This is a genomic window from Acaryochloris marina S15, from assembly GCF_018336915.1.
Lineage (GTDB): Bacteria > Cyanobacteriota > Cyanobacteriia > Thermosynechococcales > Thermosynechococcaceae > Acaryochloris > Acaryochloris marina_A.
Window position 1 is genome coordinate 3,249,148 of record NZ_CP064923.1, and the last position, 22,293, is coordinate 3,271,440.

General features: G+C 47.2%; 22 protein-coding genes, 1 tRNA gene and 1 other RNA gene. 12 read left to right on the forward strand and 12 right to left on the reverse strand.

Going from position 1 to position 22,293, the window contains the following annotated elements; genetic code table 11:
• Nucleotides 1-19: 19 nt before the first annotated feature.
• Genes dnaJ through rsgA form a run of 3 tightly spaced genes read left to right on the forward strand, consistent with a single transcriptional unit; the run spans nucleotide 20 to nucleotide 2,471 of the window.
• Complete coding sequence (gene dnaJ, locus I1H34_RS15105) at nucleotides 20-1,144, forward strand: molecular chaperone DnaJ (RefSeq protein WP_212661871.1); 1,125 nt, start codon at nucleotides 20-22, stop codon at nucleotides 1,142-1,144.
• Nucleotides 1,141-1,401 carry a sulfurtransferase TusA family protein gene (locus I1H34_RS15110; protein ID WP_212661872.1) on the forward strand — a complete coding sequence of 87 codons (261 nt, stop codon included), beginning with the start codon at nucleotides 1,141-1,143 and terminating at the stop codon, nucleotides 1,399-1,401. Before dnaJ ends, I1H34_RS15110 begins: the two co-directional genes overlap by 4 nt.
• Nucleotides 1,398-2,471 (forward strand): small ribosomal subunit biogenesis GTPase RsgA, encoded by a 1,074-nt coding sequence (rsgA, locus tag I1H34_RS15115; protein ID WP_212661873.1) that lies wholly within the window; start codon nucleotides 1,398-1,400, stop codon nucleotides 2,469-2,471. The genes I1H34_RS15110 and rsgA overlap by 4 nt, the downstream gene beginning before the upstream one ends.
• A 10-nt stretch (nucleotides 2,472-2,481) precedes the next feature.
• On the opposite strand, the gene I1H34_RS15120 is transcribed toward rsgA, so the two are convergent.
• A complete protein-coding gene (locus I1H34_RS15120) occupies nucleotides 2,482-3,039 on the reverse strand; it encodes an SRPBCC family protein (protein WP_212661874.1) in 558 nt (185 codons plus the stop codon).
• 145 nt (nucleotides 3,040-3,184) lie between these two features.
• On the opposite strand from I1H34_RS15120, the gene I1H34_RS15125 reads away from it, so the two are divergent.
• Both I1H34_RS15125 and psb32 read left to right on the forward strand, forming a co-directional pair.
• Entirely contained in the window at nucleotides 3,185-3,883 is a 699-nt protein-coding gene (locus I1H34_RS15125) for an HAD family hydrolase (RefSeq protein ID WP_212661875.1), read from the forward strand.
• Nucleotides 3,884-4,083: 200 nt separating this feature from the next.
• The gene (gene psb32 / locus I1H34_RS15130; RefSeq protein WP_212661876.1) at nucleotides 4,084-4,803 is read left to right on the forward strand and encodes a photosystem II repair protein Psb32; all 720 of its coding nucleotides are present in this window, start codon (nucleotides 4,084-4,086) and stop codon (nucleotides 4,801-4,803) included.
• A 94-nt stretch (nucleotides 4,804-4,897) separates the two neighbouring features.
• Here psb32 and I1H34_RS15135 read toward each other — a convergent pair whose 3' ends face one another.
• Nucleotides 4,898-5,905 carry a septal ring lytic transglycosylase RlpA family protein gene (locus tag I1H34_RS15135; protein WP_212661877.1) on the reverse strand — a complete coding sequence of 336 codons (1,008 nt, stop codon included), beginning with the start codon at nucleotides 5,903-5,905 and terminating at the stop codon, nucleotides 4,898-4,900.
• A gap of 726 nt (nucleotides 5,906-6,631) precedes the next feature.
• Between I1H34_RS15135 and purM the strand changes: the two genes are divergently transcribed.
• Complete coding sequence (gene purM, locus I1H34_RS15140) at nucleotides 6,632-7,693, forward strand: phosphoribosylformylglycinamidine cyclo-ligase (RefSeq protein ID WP_212661878.1); 1,062 nt, start codon at nucleotides 6,632-6,634, stop codon at nucleotides 7,691-7,693.
• 59 nt (nucleotides 7,694-7,752) lie between these two features.
• On the opposite strand, the gene I1H34_RS15145 is transcribed toward purM, so the two are convergent.
• The 3 genes from I1H34_RS15145 to ffs form a co-directional block, all read right to left on the reverse strand.
• Entirely contained in the window at nucleotides 7,753-8,148 is a 396-nt protein-coding gene (locus tag I1H34_RS15145; RefSeq protein WP_212661879.1) for a hypothetical protein, read from the reverse strand.
• 43 nt (nucleotides 8,149-8,191) lie between these two features.
• Nucleotides 8,192-8,551 carry a hypothetical protein gene (locus I1H34_RS15150; RefSeq protein ID WP_212661880.1) on the reverse strand — a complete coding sequence of 120 codons (360 nt, stop codon included), beginning with the start codon at nucleotides 8,549-8,551 and terminating at the stop codon, nucleotides 8,192-8,194.
• A 113-nt stretch (nucleotides 8,552-8,664) separates the two neighbouring features.
• Nucleotides 8,665-8,761: signal recognition particle sRNA small type (gene ffs, locus I1H34_RS15155), an RNA gene on the reverse strand.
• Nucleotides 8,762-8,996: 235 nt separating this feature from the next.
• On the opposite strand from ffs, the gene I1H34_RS15160 reads away from it, so the two are divergent.
• Nucleotides 8,997-9,070: transfer RNA gene (locus tag I1H34_RS15160), tRNA-Pro, on the forward strand.
• A 69-nt stretch (nucleotides 9,071-9,139) separates the two neighbouring features.
• Here I1H34_RS15160 and I1H34_RS15165 read toward each other — a convergent pair.
• From I1H34_RS15165 to I1H34_RS15180, 4 genes are all read right to left on the reverse strand, one after another.
• Nucleotides 9,140-9,640 (reverse strand): hypothetical protein, encoded by a 501-nt coding sequence (locus I1H34_RS15165; RefSeq protein WP_212661881.1) that lies wholly within the window; start codon nucleotides 9,638-9,640, stop codon nucleotides 9,140-9,142.
• Nucleotides 9,641-9,717: 77 nt separating this feature from the next.
• Complete coding sequence (locus I1H34_RS15170; RefSeq protein ID WP_212661882.1) at nucleotides 9,718-11,358, reverse strand: 2-isopropylmalate synthase; 1,641 nt, start codon at nucleotides 11,356-11,358, stop codon at nucleotides 9,718-9,720.
• A 118-nt stretch (nucleotides 11,359-11,476) separates the two neighbouring features.
• A complete protein-coding gene (locus tag I1H34_RS15175; protein ID WP_212661883.1) occupies nucleotides 11,477-11,995 on the reverse strand; it encodes a LabA-like NYN domain-containing protein in 519 nt (172 codons plus the stop codon).
• 369 nt (nucleotides 11,996-12,364) lie between these two features.
• Nucleotides 12,365-12,874 (reverse strand): hypothetical protein, encoded by a 510-nt coding sequence (locus tag I1H34_RS15180; protein ID WP_212661884.1) that lies wholly within the window; start codon nucleotides 12,872-12,874, stop codon nucleotides 12,365-12,367.
• Nucleotides 12,875-12,939: 65 nt separating this feature from the next.
• Here I1H34_RS15180 and I1H34_RS15185 point away from each other — a divergent pair, with 65 nt between their 5' ends.
• Together I1H34_RS15185 and I1H34_RS15190 are read left to right on the forward strand one after the other, a co-directional pair.
• Nucleotides 12,940-14,928: a CHASE2 domain-containing protein gene (locus I1H34_RS15185; protein ID WP_212661885.1), complete on the forward strand. Its 1,989-nt coding sequence runs from the start codon at nucleotides 12,940-12,942 to the stop codon at nucleotides 14,926-14,928.
• 109 nt (nucleotides 14,929-15,037) lie between these two features.
• Nucleotides 15,038-15,748, forward strand: a complete 711-nt coding sequence (locus I1H34_RS15190; protein ID WP_212661886.1) for a GUN4 domain-containing protein — start codon at nucleotides 15,038-15,040, stop codon at nucleotides 15,746-15,748.
• An 8-nt stretch (nucleotides 15,749-15,756) separates the two neighbouring features.
• On the opposite strand, the gene I1H34_RS15195 is transcribed toward I1H34_RS15190, so the two are convergent.
• The 3 genes from I1H34_RS15195 to I1H34_RS15205 are packed head-to-tail and all read right to left on the reverse strand — an operon-like array spanning nucleotide 15,757 to nucleotide 18,470.
• Nucleotides 15,757-16,887, reverse strand: a complete 1,131-nt coding sequence (locus I1H34_RS15195; RefSeq protein WP_249369269.1) for a retropepsin-like aspartic protease — start codon at nucleotides 16,885-16,887, stop codon at nucleotides 15,757-15,759.
• 15 nt (nucleotides 16,888-16,902) lie between these two features.
• A complete protein-coding gene (locus tag I1H34_RS15200; RefSeq protein WP_212661887.1) occupies nucleotides 16,903-17,706 on the reverse strand; it encodes a class I SAM-dependent methyltransferase in 804 nt (267 codons plus the stop codon).
• Nucleotides 17,703-18,470 (reverse strand): peroxiredoxin-like family protein, encoded by a 768-nt coding sequence (locus I1H34_RS15205; RefSeq protein ID WP_212661888.1) that lies wholly within the window; start codon nucleotides 18,468-18,470, stop codon nucleotides 17,703-17,705. The genes I1H34_RS15200 and I1H34_RS15205 overlap by 4 nt, the downstream gene beginning before the upstream one ends.
• A gap of 436 nt (nucleotides 18,471-18,906) precedes the next feature.
• Between I1H34_RS15205 and I1H34_RS15210 the strand changes: the two genes are divergently transcribed.
• From I1H34_RS15210 to I1H34_RS15220, 3 genes are all read left to right on the forward strand, one after another.
• The gene (locus tag I1H34_RS15210; protein ID WP_212661889.1) at nucleotides 18,907-19,623 is read left to right on the forward strand and encodes a tetratricopeptide repeat protein; all 717 of its coding nucleotides are present in this window, start codon (nucleotides 18,907-18,909) and stop codon (nucleotides 19,621-19,623) included.
• Nucleotides 19,624-19,777: 154 nt separating this feature from the next.
• Nucleotides 19,778-21,175 carry a deoxyribodipyrimidine photo-lyase gene (locus tag I1H34_RS15215; protein WP_212661890.1) on the forward strand — a complete coding sequence of 466 codons (1,398 nt, stop codon included), beginning with the start codon at nucleotides 19,778-19,780 and terminating at the stop codon, nucleotides 21,173-21,175.
• Nucleotides 21,176-21,282: 107 nt separating this feature from the next.
• Complete coding sequence (locus I1H34_RS15220) at nucleotides 21,283-22,266, forward strand: alpha-ketoacid dehydrogenase subunit beta (protein WP_212661891.1); 984 nt, start codon at nucleotides 21,283-21,285, stop codon at nucleotides 22,264-22,266.
• Nucleotides 22,267-22,293 lie beyond the last annotated feature (27 nt).

Here is a 22,293-nt window from a genome sequence, read left to right on the forward strand (position 1 = left end):
ACCTAAGTAAGAACCATATATGGCCCGCGACTACTACGACATTCTAGGTGTTTCCCGCAGCGCCGACCCCGATGAGCTCAAACGTTCCTATCGACGTTTAGCTCGTAAGTATCATCCTGATGTCAATAAAGAATCAGGGGCCGAAGAGACTTTTAAGGAAATCAACAAAGCCTACGAAACTTTATCCGATCCACAAATGCGGGGACGGTATGACCAGTTTGGCGAAGCAGGTGTTAGCTCTGCAGCTGGGGCAGGCTATCAAGACTTTGGCGACTTCGGTGGATTTGCAGATATCTTTGAAACCTTTTTTAATGGTTTTGGAGGGAGTCCACAATCAGGCAGACGTCGCTCAGGTCCAGCACGTGGTGAGGATCTGAGGTTTGATCTCAAACTGAAGTTTAGAGAAGCAGTATTTGGAGGAGAACAGCAAATTCGCATTTCTCATCTAGAAAGCTGTAAAACTTGCGAAGGTAGTGGTGCAAAACCTGGTACTCGCCCTCAAACCTGCGGCACTTGCCAGGGGGCAGGTCAGGTTCGACGCATGACCCGCACGCCTCTAGGAAACTTTACCCAAGTGTCTGTTTGTCCAGCTTGTAATGGCCAAGGACAAACTGTTTCGGAGAAATGTGATAGTTGCGGTGGACGAGGGCAAAATCAAGTCAGTAAGAAATTACAAATCAAAATTCCAGCCGGCGTAGATACGGGAACCCGATTGCGCGTTTCCAATGAGGGAGATGCAGGCCAAAAAGGTGGCCCACCAGGCGATTTATATGTCTATCTATTTGTCCAAGAAGATTCAGAATTTCGAAGGGATGGCACTAATGTCCTTTCAGAATTCAAGATCAGTTATTTGCAAGCTATTTTGGGAGCCCAATTGCCCCTAACAACGGTAGATGGGGAAGAAGACATTACCATTCCTGCAGGAACGCAACCCGGCACTGTGTTAACGCTAGAGAATCATGGTGTCCCCCGTTTAGGTAATCCAGTCAGTCGGGGAGATCATTTAATCACGATTATTATCGATATCCCTAACCGTATCTCCCCAGAAGAACGTGAGTTGTTGGTTCAGCTCGCTAGTATTCGAGCTGAGCAAACAGGCAAAGGCGGAATCGAAAGTTTCCTAGGGGGCATTTTTGGCCGATGACGGAACCCTGTCCGCCGCGTTTACCAACATCAGATGATCAGATCGATTTAAGGGGGACACCTTGCCCCCTCAATTTTGTTCGCACCAAGCTACATCTGCAAAAAATGGCACCTGGATCATTGTTAGAAGTCTGGTTAGATCCTGGCGAACCCATTGAGCAAGTACCCGATAGCCTCAAAATGGCTGGTTATGAAATTGAACAATTACAAGACTGTTCAGGTTTTTACGCTTTGCAAGTCAGATCAGCTGATGTATGAATAAGCAGACCGATACTCCGTTAACGGGAACAGTGTTAGCTGTTCAGGCCAACTTTTATCAGGTACAGCTGCAAGAAGCACAAAATCATCCCTCTGATCAGTTACTCTGCACTCGCCGCTCTCGCCTCAAAAAGCTAGGCCAACAGGTGATGGTCGGGGATCAAGTGGTTGTAGAAGAACCGGATTGGCTAGGGCAACGGGGTGCGATCGCAAGTATTCTCCCCCGTCAATCCCAACTTTCTCGTCCGCCCATTGCTAATGTCAATCAAATCCTATTGATGTTTGCCTTGACGGAGCCCAAATTAGACCCCCAACAATTGACCCGATTTTTGGTCACAGCGGAGCAGACCCACCTGCCCATTGTGCTTTGCTTCAATAAGCGGGATTTAACCTCCTATGCCACGCAAAAAGCTTGGCGCGATCGCATGAAACAGTGGGGGTATGATCCTATTTTGATTAGTCTCCAAACAGGGGTGGGGTTAAAAGCGCTTGAGCGTCCTCTCAAGCAACGCATCACTGTGGCATCAGGACTATCAGGGGTGGGAAAATCCAGTCTCATAAATCATTTCATTCCAGAAATCGACTTGCGTGTAGGGCGTGTCTCTGAACGGTGGGGCCAGGGTCGTCACACCACTCGACATGTCGAGCTATTTGAACTCTCCAAAGGAGGCTTTTTAGCGGATACCCCTGGTTTTAACCAACCCAGCTTAGACAACATTCTGCCAGCCCAGTTAGGACGGTGTTTTCCAGAAATCCGGCAACGGCTTTCCCAATCCCAATGCCAGTTTAAGGATTGCCAGCATATTAATGAACCCAACTGTGCCGTTAGAGGAGACTGGGAGCGCTATCCTTATTACTTAAATTTGCTGGCAGAGGTGACAGAGGAACATGCCAAGCGACAGATGATGGCAGCTACTGAAGACCGAACGAAACGCAAATCCGGCAAGCGGGGCAAAGTCCAAAATGAGCCCAAGTTAGAAACGAAGCGCTATCGTCGCCCATCCCGTCGACAGCTCCAACAAGATCTCCAAAATATTGATTTAGATCATCTTGAACATTCGTCATCTTGATGGGGAGTTGCTACTCACCATAAACTTGGTATAACCTTTGGCGGATCGCTATAAGATTTCGAGGTAGGTCTTTCCCAAGCTGCAGTTCTATTGCTTTCACCGGAATTAAGCGCGTTGGGCAGACCTGCAAGGTATAGGCTAAGGTTGTGCCTGGCTGATCTTCAGCCACTATCATTTCCCAAGAGCCTGCAAAGGCATTAAAGTCACCTTCAACCATCTCAAATCGAATGGCATGGGGAAAGTCTTCCACCATATCGAGCACAACCCGGGCCGAGAATTTTAGAAATAACGCATTTTTAACACCGATTTGTTCAATGCGAATACTTTCTGGATGGGGTAAACGCTCACTTTTAGCCAGGTTGGGAATAAAATCTGCTAGGGCTTCATAGTCAATGAGGACATCCCAGATCTGCTCAGGTGAAAAGGGCAAAGAAATCTGAGCTTGGATTTGCCGATGTCGTTTTTCTAATTTTTTTGTTTCTAGAGTGACAGCGGCCAGCTCTTCAGGAGTAATGTCTGGACTCAGCTGTTCATCCGGAGTATCTATGAGGCTTAAATCATTATCCATGCTGCATCTGAAAGCGATAGAAGGTCAGTATTAGCATCCCTAATAGAATTCAAGGACTAGTGATAACACGTTACAATACTTAAAATATACCTTTCTCAAATAAAGTATCTGCATTGTTCCGCAATGACTTGAAAAAGATGGTTCGATGCCTCGATTAATTACAGACTTTGATGGTCCAATCGTTGATGTATCTGAACGGTATTATCTGGTTTATCAATATTGTCTAACCACTATTGCTAGGCCAGGGCAAACCATAACCCCTCTCACTAAGCCGGAATTCTGGTCTCTCAAACGTTCAAGAATCCCAGAAACCCAAATTGGCGTCAATTCAGGGCTCGATGATTCACAGGCCCAGGACTTTGCCCAGTTACGCCGAATCACTGTTCATACGATGCCCTATTTTCAGCATGATCTGATCATTCCCTGTGCCCGAGCTGCGCTGCAAAAACTCCAGTCTACGGGAGTAGAACTTGTGGTGATGACCATGAGACGAACTCGAGAATTAGATTTTGCTCTGTCGAATTATGGTCTAGACAGGTTCTTCCGGCCTGAGCAGCGGTATTGTCTGGCCAATGACTATATAAAAACCCAAGATATTGAAGATAAAACCCTGCTGATGCAAAAGGCAATGCAGGAATTACTCCCAGATCAAACTTGGATGTTGGGTGATACGGAAGCGGACATCATTGCAGCCCAGTCCCAAAACCTACCTGCGATCGCAGTTTTGTCTGGCATTAGAGATCAAACTCAACTTTCTGCCTATAGTCCTAACTACATATTGGACGACATTGCTGCAGCCACGGACTTAATCCTTGAGCAGATTTTGATATCCAGTCCCTCTTAAGCAATAGCTGCCACAGTACTTAGGCGGTTTCACCCTCGATTCAACTTTAATCAATCAAAGACTTAAGCAACTCTTATCAGCTTCATTACAATTGTTGATCCCAAGGCAACGGATCAATAGTATGAATAGAGTGAATTGCTTGCATACACTGCTGCATACACAGTGGCTCATTGAAATACATTGATTGAAGGTTATCTAGGATGAAAGTTCAACTCAACAAATTATGGGATTGGAAGGAACAACTACAGCGGTGGTTGATTGTTGGCCTGCTCACCCTTCTGGTCGGATTACCGCTTTGGTCTCCCCCAGCGTTGGCAACCGTTGTTGAGGATATCCCCAATCTTTCCGTGAGTCAGTCGACGTGGTTAGCCGATAAAGCAGAACTACTCAGCGTCGTTACCGAGCGTTCGGTCAATAAAACCCTTAAACAAATATCCCGGCAGACCGGGACAGACGTTCGGGTGATTACCATTCGAGGTCTGAATTATGGTGAAACAGCAGACAGTTTTGCGAACACCTTATTTGAACAGTGGTTTCCTACAGCAGAAGATCAAGCCAACCAAGTCTTGTTGGTTTATGATGCTCGCACCAATGCCCCTGCTATTCTAGTGGGCCAAGAAGCTCAGAAAGTGCTTTCCGAAGAAATAGCTCAAAGTATTGCCTTTGATAATCTGCTTATTCCGATTCGTAAAGGCAACTATAACGAGGCCTTTATCGGAGCTGGGGATCGATTCTCAGCTGTGATCACCGGACAAGCAGATCCCGGTCCACCTGAAGTTGAAGTCACCGCTTTTTCTGAAAGTAATTTCCGCACTGCTGAAGAGACCAATGACACCAACTCAGCAGTATTAGTCGTTGTCCTATTGCTCTTGGCGACAGCCATTCCAATGCTGACCTATTTCTACTATCAGCGAAGTTAGAAAATCGTCTCATCCTGATTTTCTAGGAATTAGATAAAAAAAGACTGCCTCTAATAAGAGGCTGTCTTTTTTTATCTAGAAAGCTCATTCGTGGCTATTGCAGAATATCCATCTGTACAGGAGCTACGCCACTACTAGTAACACCGATCAGTTGAGCAGCACCTTGGGATAAATCAATGATTCGCCCAGGAATAAAAGGTCCACGATCATTGATTCGCACAACCACAGAACGTCCGTTATACAGATTGGTTACTCTAACTCGGGTCCCAAAGGGCAAGGTTTTATGAGCTGCGGTCAACGCATTCTGATTATAAACTTCACCATTTGCGGTGTAGTTACCATGAAAGCCTGGTCCATACCAAGAAGCTTCACCACTCACCTGATACCGAACAGGTGCTGCGGCAATTGCAGGCGCAGGAGGCTTAGGACGACCGGGAATATCCTTTAATGCCACCGTACTGCCCATTTGACGACGCAGCAGATTCGTAATCTTGAGTGCATCATCTCCCATATCTTTGGTGGTTTTGGGAAGGACAGTTAGCTCGCTCATTTCCAGGATGTGAGCATCTCCTGTCTTAATCACATAGCTCTCGCGCACTTTATCCCAAATGACCTTAATGTTATTGGCATCAACCCCATCTCGCTCCAACTGATTAATCTTGGCTGCAACGGTTGTGGCTCGCCAGACTGGATTTTGCTGATTTGCCTCGGGTTGAGATGTTTCTGATTTGGCTATAGCTACTTTCTCAGTTTGAGCAGACTTTTCCGTCCCGAGAAATGTAACGACGGGAATGTTGCGCACGTATAAAGTAGCGGCAGAACGACCGGCCTTTTCATAGGCGTGAATTTTTGCGATCGCAGGCTGGTCACTAACGGCTTCATTAGGTTGGCTGTCTCCAACTTTGACCGCATCAGCATCTTGAGCTTTTTCAGAAGCATCGACCTCATTCGGAGAGTCTGTTGATGCCTCTTGCTCACGAACTGTCTCTGGAATAGACTTCTCTACTTCTAGGGTTTGGTTGGCCTCACTCGTGCTTAGTGCGCTCACAACAGATACCGTGAGTGCAGCCGCTAGGCCAGTTAAAACCAGTTTGTTTCTCATGAATGTTCTTGCCTGGAGAGTATAGAAGGACAAGATTGAAAGCAGTCACCCATAACACAAAATACGGAGGAGACTCTAGTTACCTTTACAGGATTCAATCTTCCTTTACAGAACTTAATTACCCTATCACGAACGCTAGGTCGCTGAAATCAGGGATCTTGCTGAGACAAATACCTAAACTCGTATATTGCGAACATCATCTCATTGGCATTCACTGATGCTTAAAACGCTGAAAGCAAGAAAAATTCATATCTTCAGGCGGTCAGGAACTCAAGATAATTGATTAGTAAAAACTATCAGTACTTTTTTGTTGTTTGAATATTCAAATACTTTAGTCAATTAAAGCCATCTATTTTAATTGCTATTTTTAGCACAGGAATAATATCAGCAGTTACAAACATCATTAAAACTTCTAGACATATTCTCATCATCCACAAAGCTAGATCCTGCTATATATATAGCTAGTAGAGCTTTCAATCAGATTTTATAGCGACAGAAACCAGAGCATTCATAGGTGATTTTTATCGATCAGTTTTGGTAAATTTATTAATAGTAGATGGCCGCAAGAACTAAGAGGTAGATACCATTCCTAGTAGGCTATTTTCACTGGCATTACTTTGACCATTAGCTATAGCTAGTTCGATTTGATCCTGACAATGTATTGCTTTGAAGGATCATAATCTGTCATCATGACATGCTGCTCTTAGGAATCGGAAAGGTTTGGGCATGGATTATCGTGAAGCTGGTGTGAACATACAGGCAGGGCGGACCTTTGTCAGTGATATCAAGCAGATGGTAGCTGACACTGCTCGCCCGGAAGTCCTAGGCAATCTAGGGGGGTTCAATGGCCTATTTCAATTACCGACTGGCTATCAAGAACCCATTTTGGTCTCAGGGACTGATGGCGTCGGCACTAAGCTGAAATTAGCCCAAGCGCTCAATCAACATCACACCGTCGGCATCGATCTAGTCGCCATGTGTGTCAATGATGTGCTGACCTGCGGGGCAGAGCCTTTATTTTTCCTGGATTATCTCGCCACTAGCCAACTTCAACCTGAACAGCTCAAGCAAGTTATTGCCGGGATCGCCCAAGGCTGCAAGATGTCTGGATGTGCTCTTTTAGGGGGAGAGACAGCAGAAATGCCTGGGTTTTATCAGCCCAGTGAATATGACTTAGCAGGCTTTTGTGTTGGAATCGTCGACAAACAGAAACTCCTGAATGGCACCAACATCCACATGGGAGATACTGTGATCGGTTTAGCTAGTCAGGGTGTTCACAGTAATGGCTTTAGTCTAGTTAGAAAGATCGTTGCGGAAGGCATTAATCCCCATCGTTCAGAACCTGGATGGGACTGGCAAGACTGTCCTGAAAGACTAGGAGGAATGAGCCTAGGGGAAACCCTTCTCACTCCGACTCAAATTTACGTCAAGCCCGTTTTGTCTGCTCTTTGCTCTGGCCTAGACATTCACGCCATGGCCCATATTACTGGGGGCGGATTACCTGAAAATGGACCTCGATGCTTACAGCAGGATCAATCCCTACAGCTCAGCGTCGGACAATGGCCAATCCCACCTATTTTTGAATGGCTAGCAGCGGCTGGCAAGGTTAGCCAAGCCAATATGTTTGATACCTTCAATATGGGTATCGGATTTATGTTGGTCGTTGCTCCTGAACAAACCCAGGCAACCTTAAACTGGTTTGGTGAACATCAAATTTCTGCCTACGAGATTGGCTCAGTGGTCTCTGGAGATCAGTCAGTGCTGGGATTACCACATGCTGAGAGTTAAAAATAAGTCGTAATTGAAGTCCAGAGGCACTCAGGTATACCAGAGCCCATGAATGCTCTCTAACAAGACTCCCAATCTGGACAAGAATCCGTTGGAGCACCATAGGGATGCATACCACACACTAGAAATGCTTCTCCATAGGTTTTGCCATGGTAATAGCGGCAGCCAACGCAAGCAGGCTGCTGATCGAATAAAGGATAAAGCCGTTGCGTTAAAGGCGAGGCCAGTTCTTCCAGCTCATGCTCAAATGCGACAAGCTCCACAACGATAGGGTCAAGAAGCTCATCTAGTCCCTGTTCAATCTCTTTCACTAAGGGTTCAACATACTCATCTACCCCTTGCTCAATCTGGATAAGAGTTTGATCAAGCATGTCTACGGAAGCATCAATAAGCTGTTCAGATTGAAGGAAAACTTGCTGTAGAAATGCTTGTACATCCTTCGAAAAATCATTCATAAATAGTCCCTCTACTGGAGCTAGACATTACAAGGAACGTTCTTTATGAATCTTGAAGACGACGTAGTTCTTCTTCGAGCTCGTTAACTTGCGCTTGAATATCCTCTGATTCAGATGGAGGAGTTTGTTCAGCTTCATCTCCCGTCACCAGTTCAATCGTTTGAGGCTGATCGGGATAAGGAACCTCTTCGACCGAGACTTGTGTAGGGGTGTCATTAAATTGATTGAGCCACCGATTCGCCTCATCAGCATTCATCTCACCGCGACGAATCATTTCGTCAGCCAGTTGCTGGGCCCGCTCTTGGATTTCAGCGACTTTATTACCCGCCTGTTCACCTGCATAGGAGGCAACGCCAACTCCAAGGTAAAAGGCCTTTTTGACAAAATCAGGAAGGTCGTTCATTGCCTATTAGAAATCCAATCGTATTGTGGAACAGAGATAAAGGGCCGATCTAAGATCTTGGACGTAATGTGGCGATTTTAGTCTCCCTCAAGACCATTATATCCAAATACAAAAGTGACCCGGAGTCCACGCCTATCACAAGCATCCCGTATTGCTGCTACCTTCCGGTCCTGACAAGATTGAGGCGTTGTAATCGCATGGGTCCGAGTCAACATACAGTCTAACATCGTTGCTTCGGATTAACCCAACAAAATGCAAAAAAAGGGCATCAACGACTGGCCGTGTTTCGTCTTGATGCCCTTTTTTTAGTTCGCTCCTCACACAGTGGTGATTATATATAATCTCTTGCCAGTTGTCACCTTTAAACAAACTTTTGACCCGTCTGAATGGAACGCCATCCTAATGCTAGGCTAAGGTGTAGGAGTGTTCAATACAAACTCTGTGACGGGATGTAGCGCAGCTTGGTAGCGCACTTCGTTCGGGACGAAGGGGCCGGAGGTTCAAATCCTCTCATCCCGATTTTATTTAGAAAAATCGCTGCTATTCAATAGCTACATCACTGACTTCTACCGGCGTATCATCAGCCCATTAGTCAGGCTTAGATTTTCGTCCATCTCGATCTTTGAGGATAATAGCCCCTGCCCTTGCCCCTGCTCGGGATGAGGGTAAAGCGAGAGACTTTCGCTTTTGAGCACCCAGGGCATCACCCAGGGCACTAATCAAGTTTTGCTTCGTCTTGTCATGGCTTTGCTTTTCTTGCTCCAAAGCTTTTAACAGCTGATCCCGTTCAGCCATCAAATCAGCCATTTGGTTATGCAAATGACCACTAGATCTTCCCTTAGACTCTCCTGGTGAGGGCATAAGGATAGGGGTGCCGCCTGAAAACTGACACAAACGCTGAACTTCAGCTCTTAGGCTTTGGATCGTTTGCTCTGCCACGTCCGATTCTTTCTGGCGCTGCTGTGCTTCAACTTCATATAGACGACGCCAGCGCTTTGCACTTGCCTGAGCCTGATCTCGCTCATGCATAAGGGCATCTAACGATCGAGGAGGCTCAGGACTAAAAGGGATAGGTTGATCAGAGGTCATGAACTTAAATAGGAACAGCTTTTCAGTTCAGCAATATCTGCTGAGCTACCATTGCACAATGGCAATGGTTCACTGCCTTAAGCATGGACCGTTTGCTCTACCAAAAGATCAGTTTCCTGATTTTGAGTTTTATTTTGCTGGTGAGTTGAGTCATGTAAGCGATTCAACGCATTGAGATAAGCCTGAGCAGATGCCACAATAATGTCTGTATTGGCAGAATATCCGGCATAAATCTTGCCATCCTGCTCTAGTCGGATGGTGACTTCACCAATCGCATCAATTCCAGCCGTAACAGACTGGACAGAAAACTCAATTAATCGATTCGGGACCTTGACGACTCGATTAATGGCTTGATAAACCGCATCCACAGGGCCAGTCCCCACCGCGGCATCTGTCAGCTCTTGATTGTCAGGTGTACAGATGGTTACGGTGGCCGTGGGACAAGCATGATCCCCACAGGAGACTTGCACTAGTTCTAGACGGAAGCCCCCAACCACCTGGGACTGGGTTTCATCCTTAACAATGGCCTCGATATCGCGGTCAGAAATTTCTTTCTTTTTATCCGCTAACTCCTTAAAGCGAATGAAGGCTTTATTCAGATCCTGTTCGGATAGCTCCATACCCAATTCCTGGAGGCGAGTACGGAAGGCATTACGGCCAGAATGCTTACCCAAAACAATTTGGTTATCCCCTAGGCCAATGGATTGGGCATCCATAATTTCATAGGTGAGTTTGTGCTTAAGCACACCGTCTTGGTGAATCCCCGATTCATGGGCAAAGGCATTAGTTCCCACAATCGCCTTATTGGGTTGAATCAGCATTCCCGTCAGATTAGAGACCAAGCGGGAAGTTTTATGAATTTGTTGGGTATCGATATTGGTAAGGGAGGCTTCAGACTCGGGAGGGCGTCCGAGGAAAGGGTTGTAGTACTGGCGGCGCACATGCATGGCCATTACTAACTCTTCCAGCGCAGCATTCCCGGCCCGTTCACCGATGCCATTGATGGTGCATTCTAACTGGCGAGCTCCATTTTTGACGGCTTCCAGGAAGTTAGCTACGGCTAAGCCTAAATCATTATGGCCGTGAACGGAAATAACGGCTTGATCAATGTTAGGAACATTTTCCTTAATTCCGCGAATTAGAGCCCCAAATTCTTGAGGGGTTGTGTAGCCAACGGTATCCGGGATGTTGACGGTGGTAGCACCGGCTGCGATCGCACCTTCCAATACCTGATATAAAAACTCGGGATCGGAGCGCACCGCATCTTCTGGCGAAAACTCCACATCGTCCGTAAAGGATTTAGCCAAAGCCACCATTTCTTGGGCAATAGCCAACACTTCGGGGCGGGTTTTCTTGAGTTTATATTCCAGATGAATATCTGACGTGGCAATAAACGTATGGATGCGATGATGGAAAGCAGGTTTCAGGGCTTCTGCTGCTGTTTTAATATCATGTTTAGTGGCTCTGGCTAGACCACAAATAATCGGGCCATTTTCAGTGCCGACCTCTGCAGCCACCTGCTGAACCGCCTCAAAATCGCCTGGGCTGGCAAAGGGAAAACCCGCTTCGATAATGTCAACGCCCAACCTTGCCAACTGCCGAGCAATCGTCAATTTTTCATCGATATGCAGGGTAGCCCCTGGAGACTGTTCACCGTCTCTAAGGGTGGTATCAAAGATGAGAATGCGATCGACCTGTTGGGGTTGAAATTTGATCATGGTTTTATCCAGTACCCATGTTTAGGTAGAAAAAGAAAAAGACACTATCTAAAAATTAGATGTCCCTATTCTAGAGTACTGAATCTCAAATTTGCTGGCAAAAGGCCGTTCAGCAGAATCAGGGTTCGATTTTTTCGACGCGATCGCGAATTTTGTTGAGGTCAATATACCGATCCGTTGCATTCCGAAGTTCCCGGGCAATCATGCCTTCTGTCGACACAACGGTTATATGGGTATTCTTAGAGCGCAATAATTCAATTGCACGCTCAAAATCACCATCTCCACTTAATAGAATAACCTGGTCATACTGCTCCGCTGTATTAAACATATCGATGACAATTTCGATATCTAAATTAGCTTTTTGGGAGTAGCGACCGGATGAATCATCGTAATATTCTTTCAGGATTTTGGTGCGGACGGTATAGCCTAAACTGATGAGGGCATCCCTAAACCCTCTTTGGTCTTGAGGATCTTTTAAACCGGTATACCAAAACGCATTAATTAAGCGAACATCAGTGGGTTCAGTAAAATAACTTAGAATTCGACGGGGATCAAAAAACCAGCCATTCTTCTGCTGGGCATAAAACATATTATTTCCATCCACAAAGATGGAGGTCCGATTGACCAATCTATGCATACAACTTTTCTATAATTTTCAATAAGGAATAAATGCTATATCAGTACTGTATAAATAGATATAATTTTTAGCCTTTTGGCATTTTAGCAAAAAAAACTATAAAAGACATTGCAGAATAGTTTTTTAAGTCCCATTTCTGGGTACATCAAGATACCGATAATTTTGTTTGACCCAGAGGTTCAAAATATAAGTGCAGAGTATCGAAACAGCACAGCACCAAATCTAAAGGAAAATTCCTTCAGCCCCCTCAAGCCCAAGAGAATATTCAGTTACTTCTGGAAACCCTTCCAACAAGCAGGCTAGCCTTTCCCCATCCAAGGCCATGATTATAAGACCCAAACTGTTGTGATTTATGCTGTCGTTTGTAGTTTAATCTGGTCGCTCATAATAGGCAACATTATCAATATTGAGGGTTCTGAAGACGCGGTTCGCCTGGCGCATTTTTAAATCTTCTGCATCCCGGACAACAATAAGAAAGGTTCCTGCTTCAATTTGCTCCGCATAGGGAACAGGTTTATCCAACAGCAAAGATAAACCGCCCCCTGTGATATATCCCCCTAATGCACCAGAAGCAGCCCCTAAAAGTCCTCCTATCACTGCATTCCCGACAAATCCCAAGCTAGGTAGAACATCCACCCGGACTGCCTGGTAGAAAATAATCCCTCCTACAAATCCTAGGGGCAGCAAAAAGATCATCATTCGCTGCATTTGTCGTTTGGTAATCAGGGCAGGATCAAAGTCTTTACAGTCTTCTCCCGTCTTGTAGCCTTTGCCAAACAGATTAAGATTGGGTTCCGACAATCCGATCTCTTGCAAGGCTAAATGGACTTCTTCTGCTTGGATGCGATCGCTTAAGGTTGCGATCAAATAGTCGGCCATATCAATTCATCTGGACTATCGCTCTACACTATACTCATACCGCAACCCCATGATTTTTTGGTATCTTGGCTCAGTTTTTCCATCAACTCCGATCCCGTTGGCCTAACCTGGCCATCGCTCTCCTTGCCGGACTCGTGGTGAGCGGTGGCGTTCTAGGTATTCGGCAAGTCACTCGCTGGCAAATCGGTTTCCTGCGGGTTGCAGGGCTCCAGTCCCTAGAACTGTCCGCTTATGATCACTTTGTGCAAGCCCAACCCGATTTGGGTAAAGATTCAAGACTCCTAGTGGTCGGAATCACCGAAGCGGATATTCAAGCCATGGGACAGTGGCCCATTCCTGACAGCGTGCTAGCTGATGCCTTCAAAAAACTACAAACCCATCAGCCCCGAGTCATTGGTCTAGATATTTGGCGTAATCTGCCTATTCCCAATCTCAAAGAACCGACCCAAACCAACGGCCATGCCCAACTCGTTCAACAGATGAAGGAATCTGACCGGGTGGTTGTGATTACTAAACTCGGCTCTGAACATGAGGCCACCATCCCTCCCCCCACTGGAGTACCAGAAACACAGGTGGGATTCAACGATACCGTCGTTGATTCTGGCGGAGTTGTTCGTCGTAATTTGCTGTATCAAGAGGATTACTTTCCGTCCTTTGCCCTGAGAATGGCCCTCCGATACCTCAAGGATGAGGGCAAAGAAGACAAGCCCAGCGAAGTCGACCCCAATGTGCTGCAAATTGGTCCCACTGTATTTTGGCCTTTGCAAAGTAACGATGGCTCTTATATCAATGCGGATACTCGGGGCTATCAAATTTTGATCAACTATCGATCTGCCCACGAGAGTGTGGAGCAGGTCAGTCTGTCCGAGGTGTTAGCAGGCCAGGTTAATCCCAACCTGATTAAAGACCGCATCATCCTCATGGGTACGACTGCCGAAAGCGGCAAAGATCTGTTCCATACCCCCTATAGTTCTAGCCTGGACGATCGACAGACGATGCCCGGTGTGGTTATCCATGCCCAAATGGTCAGTCAATTCCTAGATGCGGCAGACGGCACCCGCAACCTGATTTCCGTCTGGCCGGAACCGGGGGAAATGATATGGATTTTGGGTTGGGCGCTGATCGGGAGCCTGCTGGCCTGGGGTGTTCGCCACCCGATGGGGTTAGTGCTGGGCAGTGGTATGGCTCTAATCGTGCTGTATAGCGTCTGTAGAATATTATTTTCTCAGCAAATTTGGATTCCTTTGGTCCCTCCCTTTCTCGCATTTGTCGGCGCTACGGGCATTGTGGTAATTTACAACGCCCAGCAAGCTCAGCGGCAGCAGAAGATGGTGATGAAACTATTGGGTCAAAGTACCTCGCCCGAAATTGCCGAAACCCTCTGGCAACGACGAGATGAACTTTTAGAGGATGGCAAGCTTACAGGCCAGAGAATAACCGCGACCCTATTGTTTACGGACTTAAAGGGGTTCAGTACGATTTCGGAAAAGATGTCGCCGGAACAACTTCTGGAGTGGCTCAATGAATATTTAGAAGCCATGACCCAGAGTGTACAAGCCCATCATGGGGTAATTAATAAATTTACGGGGGATGGGGTGATGGCCGTTTTTGGTGCCCCCATTGCCCATGAGGAACAAGCTGCGATCGCAAGGGATACTCAAAATGCCGTGGCCTGTGCTTTAGATATGGGCAAACGCCTTGACGCACTCAATCCCCAATGGCAAAAAAGCGGGCTACCCGCCGTTCAGATGCGGGCCGGTATCTTCACTGGGTCCGTGGTGGTGGGGAGTCTAGGCAGTAAAACTCGCTTGGAGTATGGCGTGATCGGCGATAGTGTCAATACCGCCTCCCGATTGGAAAGTTTTGACAAGCAACGGCAAAGCTCTTCTTGTCGGGTATTGATTGCTAAAGAAACCCTTGAGTACTTAGACAACCAATTTGAAGTCGAGAACTGGGGAACCTTAGCCCTGAAAGGAAAAGTTGAACGGGTGGACGTTTACCGAGTGATCTCTGCACTCCAGTCCCTCACCACCGACGGGGATTCTGAAGCTTAACCTTTTGGCGGATGGTTATGCCTGAAGAGAAAAGAACAAAAGGATTTTCCTCGTCAGACTCCCCCAGGGTTTGATAGCTTAAGATACAGGATAAATTCGCTACAACTTTATGGACGCATCTGCTCAATCGCACCCGCCTGATATTGCTGAGTTGGAGTCTCAACTCAACACTGGCTCAGAAAAGATACAGCTCCAGGTGATGCCAGATATTCTGGCTCAGGGGGAAGCAGGTTATGCCATCTTGCAGAACTTTTTACTCTCTCGCCAGCAGGACACTTCTACTTTTATTGATGGCCGCTGTTATGAGCTGCTGTTAGGGACAGAAGTACCTGCAGTTCAGAACTTTTTGCAGGAGCATTTTGATGCTGGGGTGGTCCCCCTACGCTCTGAGCAAAATATTGACTACTTACCTCTCCAGCGTTCACTGGCTAAACAATCCTTTCAAGACGCCGATAACTTAACGTTAAGTAAGCTCTGTGAGCTATCAGGGCCAGCAGCCACCAAACGGAAATGGATCTATTTCACTGAAGTTGAGCAATATCCCATTCCTGACCTACAAACCATTAACCAGCTGTGGTTAGTCCATTCGGAAGGGAAATTCGGCTATAGTGTTCAACGGCAGCTATGGCTCAGTGTTGGCCGCAATTGGGATGTACTCTGGCCCAAGATCAACTGGCGTTCGGGGCGAAATTGGACGCGTTGGCCTGATGAATTCACCTGGGACCTGAGTGCTCCTAAAGGACATCTACCCTTGTCTAACCAATTGCGGGGAGTTCAGGTTATCAATGCTTTGCTGTCTCATCCAGCTTGGACCAGCTAGACCTAAAATTACGGCATCAGGGGGGAAAGTTTTAATGTCCCTTGTTCAACCATGCCTAAGGCATTCTGAGAGCCAAAGCGCCAATGCTGTTGGTATTGATTGAGGAAATTTTGACCAATGAGACCATCTACCTGCATCCGTGCGATTAATGGACTGGCAATAATTAAGGCATCGAGCTGTGTCGTTTGATGCGGGCCGATCTGAATCGAGTCAAGCTGCGTAGGCTGGGCTGCTTCTGTCCCCAGCAATCCTTGTAATTGAACCGGTTTAGCGCTGGGAGAGAGGGCCAATTGGGCCGCTAGTTTAGGAGAGAGAATCGTTTGGGTCGCCCCGGTATCCAAGGCAAAGGTAAAGGGACCTTGACCGTTAATTAACACCTGAACCGTCAGCCAGCCCCCCTTGCCTATTAAGGGGATGCCCTCTTTTTGGGAAGTCGGTGGGAGCAATTGGATCTGACGATGCCTAGGGTCAATAACCATATCAAACCGACTGAGAAAATCTAGCCCGAGGATTCCAGATAGATTGTGGAGCATGGCCTGTTTCGCCATACCCAAGGGATGAATCTGCTGAACCGAGGCATCCTTAATACTCAAGGTTAAGGCTGGGTAGATACCCACCTGAGTTTTTTTACCATTTCCAAATGCTAAGCCTTGGGTCAAATTGGGTGGATAGTCTTGCAGTGGCAACCCCAGTTGTTTCCCCAAGATTGTGTTGATGATGGTATGGGTTGCACCTGTATCCAGCAAAAACTGCCCAGTGTATCCCTTCAGTTTGACCGGGAGGCTGAAGCAGTTGCTTCTGGGTATGGCCTGCAACGCTAAAGTCGTTTGGCCCTGGCGTTGCCGTTGAGGAATGGCAATGCCCATAGCCTCGAAAAGTACCAATAAGCGCTGAGACGCATCTGAGCGTCGATTGCCCTTAGCATCCAGCAGAATCAGCTGAGTGATGCAGGTTTGATAACGTTGGGTAGATTGTGGTGCAGTAGGGGCACGACCCACGCAGTTTTGAACCTGTTGTTGTAATTGCTTACCCAGCTGAGACGTTCCAGACTCTTGAGAGACAGCAACAAACCGAGGGCTCCCCAACAGGACACCCAATCCAATCAGAAAGAAGAGAATATGCTGTTTTAGACTCGCCACTTGCGTTTGCCTCAGTTAATTTTTTCGGGCCTGGGCCCGATAGACAATGGTTGTCATTGCCCCGTCAGGGTGCTCGGGAATAGCCTGTAAATGGGCCAGTCCTTTTAGCAGCCGTTGCTCATCCAGATTAAGCTGCACCATCTGAGGAATCATCGGTTCTAAAAACCCCAAGCAATACTCAACATGCTGCTCCAGGGCTTGATCAGGCATACCTTGAAAAACATGAAATCCGACGGGCTGGTTTTGCACCTCAGAAAATCCAGCTTGAACCAGCAGAGATCCGAGTTGACGCCCAACGAGAGGATTACCCGTTCGAGAAAAAAGCTGGCATTGGGCTTGGGCAAGATAGTCATAATCCTCGGATAGAGGATAGACCACATGACTGGTGTAATCAGTCTCTATAAGAGTGATAGTGCCGCCCGCTTGCAGTACCCGTTGGGCTTCTAGAAGAACGGGCCTAGGCTCAACCATATGTTCCAGTAACCACATGATGTAGACATGGTTGAAGTGGTTGTCGGACCAAGGTAAATTCTCTGCTTCACCCACTTGCAGATCAACAGGAATGTTAACCGAGGCCAAGTATTGTCGAGCCTGGTGGATTTGGTTCGATTCTCGGTCTAGGCCAGCCACTTCTATGCCGGGGAATTGACTGGCCAATACGCCCAAGGTTGTACCGACAGCACAGCCAATTTCTAACACTCGATCGCCGGGTTGATAGTCTAAGCCTGGGCAAATCAAACGGTCTTGCCAGTACTGAGACTGCTGTAACAGCCGCTGCTGTTCAGCGGCAGAATAACCATGAATGTAGTTCGAAGTCACGTCAGCAGGAAAGACAGTGGATTGCTCATGTTAGCTGCAAATCCCAGGATGCCGCGATCGCGATGTTCATACACCTGTTTACCCTGCTGATCAAACAGAAACGTGCCTCCCCGTTGAGTGATGTAGGTGGCATCAGGAACGTAGGTTTGCCAATGGTTCAAGACTTCAGCCATATTGCGTAGGCGAAGGGTTGCTAACTCAAAGGGGCGCTGAAACCCTTTGCCTCCAGCACGATTGAATAAAGCACCGTTCACGGGTGGGAGGGGAAATGCTTTGACTTCTTCATCCTCAACAATGAGTTGCGGGGCATTGCGATCGCCCCGATAGCCTCGAAACACTTCTGCCAATGTACCGGGACTGCCAATTCCGGCACACATCAGTAGCAAATTTAGGTATGAATTCTGAATCGGGGAGAAAAACGGCACCTTCCAGGTCAAGCCTGGGTACAGGTCAAGCTGTTGATGGAGCTGGCCCGTGGCATCGATGAACAAATGCTCTGCTGGAAATCCAGTGAAGTCACAAAATTTCTGTCCTGAGTTGCGATCGCCAATACCCACCGCTCGAATTTGCACGCCTTTGGCTTGAATCTGTTCGGCCTGTCGCTGCAACCACCAGGCATATTCCAAACTGTCAAAATCTCCTAGCTGTGGCCAGACTAGAACCAGGGTTAAGGTTGCCTGCTCACAACCTGTTAAGAGAGGCACCTCTGCACCATCACTGACTCGTAGGGATTGCGTTTGTTTAAAAATGGCGTAGGTATTCATCTCACCTGCTTATGGTCACTCCTTCTTGATCATGAAGTGACTTTCCTATTTTTTCACACCCCATCTCCAACATAATAACTGCGGCAACCATGAGACGACTGAAGGTTGAAACACTGGGATAAGTGGAAGTGCAATTTATATTGCACCTATTAAATGACTTCACACCTATTAATTATCCACACCACTTTAGGAAAAGAGAGGGGTCCCAATCACGCAAATCGTTTTATTTAATACACCTGCCAATCTTCTAGACTCTGAAAGATAGAGAACTCTCGCCACTGCAAACTAAAAACTCTCAGCCTCGACTTCGTATCTTAGATAGCCTAACTGAAGTATCGATTGCTTCCACCTAGATGAGTCCAACAATGTTCTGCAGGTACAAGCCATGCTTAGGGAATCCTTGATAATCTAGCCATCGACTTTTGATCCGTAGGTTATGACCGATTCCTCCATTAACTCAATAGAAGTCGCCAAAGACCTCAACCAGCAAGCAACTAACTACTGCAAGCAAGAACAGTATGACAAAGCAGAACCTCTACTGAAGCAGGCTCTTGCCATATATCAAGATCAATTTGGTAATGAACATCTAGATGTTGCTGATACGCTCGATTTTCTGGCACATCTCTATCACTTCTTAGATCGATATGAAGAGAGGGAATCCCTCCTTACCCAAGCTTTGAAAATACGAAAAAAGTTGTTGGGTAGTGAACACCCAGAGGTCGCTGATTCTCTCTCTAGCCTGGGATCGCTCTACGTAAGTCAAAGAAGGTTTAAGAAAGCAGAACCCCTTTTGACGCAAGCTCTTGCCATATACCAAGAGCAATTTGGCAGTGAATATCCAGATATTCTTATTGGTCCCGTTAACGGCTTAGCCTTAATTTACTGTCAGCAAGAACGGTATGTGGAAGCAGCTCCCCTTCTGACACAAATTCTGGAAATGAGCCAAAGGCTATTTGGCAATGAACATCCAGAGGTCGCGACTAGTCTTCGAAAACTAGCCTTTCTACATGAAAGTCAAAAACAATTTGAGAAAGCCGAGAATCTCTATCTTCAAGCCCTTGAGATGGGGCAAAAGCTTCTGGGAAATGGCCATCCAGAGGTTGTCGCTGTGCAACGACAATTAGACAATTGCCGTCAAAAGATGCTTGCTTAAGGCGAGCTTGCTATATATGACTGCTAAACATTGGGGCATTTAGGTTCTATTGAGTAGCACAAAAGAAAGTTACTTATCGCAAGTTATACCGTCCCCATAGATCTTCTTCTGGAATCTGCGTTATTACAAATAAGGCAGAGCATTGACAGAAGAAATGGCACATTCGCAGATTGAGGACGAACGCATCCAACTCCTAAATAAACAGGACGTGCAGCCTGGTGGCTATGTCTTGTACTGGATGCAGCAGTCTCAGCGAGCCGAATACAACCATGCCTTGGAATATGCCGTTCAACGGGCCAATGATCTCCAACAGCCTGTGGTAGTTTGCTTTGGCCTAATGGCCGATTATCCCGGTTCGAATCTGCGCCATTACACCTTTATGTTGGAAGGCTTGCAGGATACGGAGCAAGCGCTGATTCAACGAGGCATCAAATTTGTGATGCGCTATGGCAATCCAGACCAGATTGCTCTGGAACTAGGGAAAGAAGCCTCGTTGGTGGTGTGCGATCGCGGCTATCTTCGTTTCCAACGCCAGTGGCGAGACACCGTAGCTCAAGATGCCCCCTGCCAAGTGGTGCAAGTGGAATCTGAAGTGGTGGTACCTGTCGAAACCGCCTCTGTCAAAGCCGATTATGCTGCCCGAACCATCCGCCCTCGCATCCATCGCCACCTCGACCGCTTTCTAATTCCCTTTGAATCCACCCCTGTTCAACAATCCTCTCTCAATCTAGATCTGAAGGGATTAGACCTGAGCAATATTGAAGCCGTTCTGGCTAAGCTGCCCCTAGACTGCAGTGTGCCCCCCGTCAGTTCTCTGTTCCAGGGCGGCACCACTCGGGCTAAGCAAATCCTGGAGCAATTTCTGCGAAAATCTTTTGCTATCTACGCCGATCATCGCAACCAGCCCCAAACCGATGATGTCTCTTATATGAGTCAATATCTGCACTTTGGTCAAATCTCTCCGTTATATTTGGCCCTGCAGATTCAATCCATGGGCAATGTCCCCCGCGATAACGTTGATACCTATATCGAAGAACTGATTGTGCGGCGAGAGCTGGCCATGAACTTTGCCTATTACACCCCCGACTATGATGCCTATAGTTGTCTGCCCAACTGGGCCCAGAAGACCTTGGACAACCATCGCCACGATCCTAGAATCCCCTGCTATTCACTAGAAAAGCTCGACGAATCCCGCACCGAAGACCCCTATTGGAATGCTGCTATGAGGGAAATGAAGCACACTGGCTATATGCACAACTACATGCGCATGTACTGGGGCAAAAAAATCATCGAATGGACCGCCACTCCAGAGCTAGCCTTCCAAACGGCCTTAGACCTCAATAATAAGTACTTTATTGATGGCCGAGACGCTAATTCCTACACGGGTGTGGCCTGGGTGTTTGGGGTTCATGACCGGGGCTGGCGGGAACGTCCTATCTTTGGCACCGTTCGCTATATGGCGGCTAGCGGCCTTAAACGCAAATGCGATATTGATGGCTATATTAAAAAGGTCAATCAGCGGGTTAAATCCCTCAATCCCACCCTGAAATAACCGATGTAACGGCCTAGGAATCGGCGTAAAATTAGGACTCAAGATTGCCACTAGGGTTGGAGGGCCGTCTTCTGCTAACGTATCCAATAGTGTATCGCTAACGCATTATGGCTGAAGTACTGTTATTTAACGCCCTCCGTGACGCCATCGACGAAGAAATGGCAAAAGACAACACCGTCATGGTCATGGGAGAAGACGTGGGACATTACGGTGGCTCCTACAAAGTCACAAAAGGCTTGTATGACAAGTACGGCGAGCTGCGCGTCCTCGATACACCGATCGCGGAAAATAGCTTTACTGGCATGGCTGTTGGCGCTGCCATAACTGGCCTAAAGCCGATCATTGAAGGGATGAACATGGGCTTTCTGCTCTTGGCCTTCAACCAAATTGCCAATAATGCGGGCATGCTGCGCTATACCTCTGGGGGTAACTTCAAAATTCCCATGGTGATTCGTGGCCCCGGTGGTGTAGGTCGACAACTGGGTGCAGAACATTCCCAGCGACTAGAGGCTTATTTCCAAGCCGTACCCGGTCTCAAAATTGTGGCTTGTTCTACTCCCTACAATGCCAAAGGCTTACTCAAAGCAGCCATCCGTGACCCTAACCCCGTTCTCTTCTTTGAGCATGTGCTGCTCTATAACCTCAAGGAAGAATTACCCGATCAAGAGTACGTCTTACCCCTAGACAAAGCCGAAGTGGTTCGTGCAGGTAAGGATGTAACGATCCTCACCTACTCGCGAATGCGTCACCATGTCGTCCAGGCCGCGAAAACCCTGACGGAGCAAGGCTACGATCCTGAGATTATTGATTTAATTTCCCTCAAGCCCCTCGACTTCGATACCATCGGGGCTTCCATTCGCAAAACCCATCGGGTGATTGTCGTCGAAGAATGTATGCGAACCGGTGGGGTCGGTGCTGAAATCATCGCCTCTATTAATGATCGATTCTTTGATGAGCTGGATGCCCCGGTAGTGCGGCTCTCCTCTCAAGATATTCCAACGCCGTATAACGGCATGTTAGAAAGCCTGACGATTGTGCAGCCGCCTCAAATTGTCGAGGCTGTTCAGCAGATTACTGCACTTCAGGTCTAATTTTATTTTCACTTTTCCGTTTGGAGC